The sequence below is a fragment of the Streptomyces bobili genome (genome assembly GCF_002154575.1).
Classification (GTDB): domain Bacteria; phylum Actinomycetota; class Actinomycetes; order Streptomycetales; family Streptomycetaceae; genus Streptomyces; species Streptomyces bobili.
This window is the reverse complement of record NZ_MUBA01000710.1, coordinates 1-2253: the sequence shown is the minus strand read 5'-3', so window position 1 is coordinate 2253 and position 2253 is coordinate 1. Positions and strand designations below refer to the sequence as shown.

Here is a 2253-nt window from a genome sequence, read left to right as displayed (position 1 = left end):
GCGGCGGGCTGCGCCGCCACCTCCTGGTGGGCGGGCGTCCTGCCGCCGCTGGTGGGGGAGGCGCTCGCGCTGCCCGCTTCGGCCGGTGCCGGGCTCGGCCCGGTGCAGTGGGCGGCGTACGCGGGGGCGGGCGCCCTCACCCTGTTCGGTTTCGGCGGGCTGGCGCGCGGCGGGACCGGGCGGGCCTGGGTGCTCGGCCTGTTCGGCCGCTACCGGGGGACGGTCCGGCGCACCGGCCTGCTGTGGGTGAACCCGCTGCTGCTGCGCCGCCGGGTCGACGTACGGCTGCGGCACTGGCGCAGCGAGGCGATGCCCGCGGCCGACGGCAACGGGGTCGCGCTGCGGGTGGTGGCGCTCGTGGTGTGGCGGGTGCGCGACACCGCGCGGGCCACGCTCGGCGTCGAGGACCACGAGACGTATCTGCGGGAGTGCGTCGAGGCGGCGCTCGCCCGTGTCCCGGTGGAGACGCCGGGTGCCGGGCGGGGCGCGGTCGAGGCGGCCGGGGAGGCGCTGACCCGGCGGGTGGCGCGGGACGCGGGCGCGATCGGCCTGGAGGTGTTCTCGGTGCAGCCGCTGCGCGTCGAGTACGCCCCCGAGGTGGCGGCGGCGATGCACCGGCGCCGGATCGCCGCGCTGGACGCCCAGCAGCGGGCGTCGGTGCTGACCTCGGTGGTGGACTCGGTGGAGGACACGGTGACCCGGCTGACCATGCGGGGGCTGGTGGAACTCGACGACTACGAGCGCAAGGCGCTGGTGAAGGACCTGACGGTGGCGTTCTGCTCGGGACGGGGGGAGCAGTCGCCCTGACGGCCCGTCGAACATGTCCGCCATCCCGCCCTCGATTGGTATGGACATGTTCAACGATCAGCAATAATCTCGAACTTGGTCTAGACCTGTACGGCTCACGGAACTTCCCCCACGTTCTTCAGGAGCGGCAGCATGCGCAAAAAGACCAAGCTGTACGCCGCCGCCCTCGGCCTCACCACGGCGGGAGCCCTCGTGCTCACCGCCGGAGGCGCGAGCGGCCACGGCTACACCGACCTCCCCATCAGCAGGCAGAAGCTCTGCCAGAACGGCACCGTCGCCAACTGCGGCAACATCCAGTGGGAGCCGCAGAGCGTCGAGGGCCTCAAGGGCTTCCCGGCCGCCGGACCGGCCGACGGCCGGATCTGCTCGGCGGGCAACACCCCGTTCGCCCAGCTCGACAGCCCGAAGACCCCGTCCGGCGGGGCCTGGCCGGCCACCAGGGTGTCCGGCGGTCAGTCGTACACGTTCCGCTGGCAGTTCACCGCCATGCACGCGACGACGGACTTCAAGTACTTCGTCACCAGGCCGGGCTGGAACCAGAACCACAACCTGGCCCGCTCCGACCTCAACCTCACGCCGTTCCTGACGGTGCCCTACGGCGGTCAGCGCCCGCCGCAGACCCTCTCCCACAGCGGCACCCTGCCGTCCGGGCTGAGCGGGCGCCATGTGATCGTCGCGGTCTGGACGGTCGCCGACACGGCGAACGCCTTCTACGCCTGCTCCGACGTCACCTTCTGAGCGGCCCGGAGGCGGAACGCGTGGCGCGTGCGCCGGACCGGGCGACCGGCACCGGCGCACGTGCGTCCGCCCCCACGCCGTGACGTCACGGCCATCCCCATCTGACGGTACGTCAACTACCCTGCGCGCCCATGGAGTCCACTCGGGGCACTGTCGCGGAACTCGTCCACGCCCGCTGGGGCGACCACCGGCCCGGCCTGTGGTGCGGAGAGCGGACGCTCACCCATCACGAGGTCGCGGGCGGGGCCGCCACCCGCGCCGCACTGCTGACGGACCTGCTGCCACCCGGCGCGCACCTCGGGATCCTGCTCGACAACACCCCCGAATACCCGCTGTGGCTGAGCGCCGCCGCCCTCGCCCGCGCGGCCGTCGCCGGGATCAACCCCACCCGGCGCGGCCCCGAACTCGCCCGCGACATCCTGCACACCGAGTGCCGTCTGCTGATCACCGACCGGACCCACCTGCCCCTGCTCGACGGCCTCGAACTGTCCGCCGTGCGACTCCTGGTGACGGACACGGAGGAGTATGACGCCCTGCTCGCCCCCTACGCCGGCGCCCGCCCCGACTCCTCCCGCGCCACCCCCGCCGACCGGCTCCTCCTCTACTTCACCTCGGGTTCGACCGGCGCCCCCAAGGCCGCGATCTGCACCCAGGGCCGGCTGGCCGCCGCCGGCCGCACCCTGGCCGGCCAGTTCGCCGTACGCCCCG

General features: G+C 73.7%; 3 protein-coding genes. All 3 read left to right on the top strand.

The genetic code is table 11. From position 1 onward, the window contains the following. The coding region (locus BZL64_RS36535) for an SPFH domain-containing protein (protein WP_086773320.1) at positions 1–807 on the top strand (807 nt) is incomplete at its 5' end. A gap of 132 nt (positions 808–939) precedes the next feature. Further along, complete coding sequence (locus tag BZL64_RS36530) at positions 940–1545, top strand: lytic polysaccharide monooxygenase auxiliary activity family 9 protein (RefSeq protein ID WP_086773319.1); 606 nt, start codon at positions 940–942, stop codon at positions 1543–1545. Between the two features lie 131 nt (positions 1546–1676). Then, positions 1677–2253, top strand: a 577-nt coding sequence (locus BZL64_RS36525) for an AMP-binding protein (protein WP_143663424.1), incomplete at its 3' end; no start/stop codon positions are given.

Coding starts and splice junctions, on each gene's coding strand:
- BZL64_RS36530 (WP_086773319.1), top strand. CDS start 940: ATGCGCAAAAAGACCAAGCTGTACGCCGCCGCCCTCGGCCTCACCACG.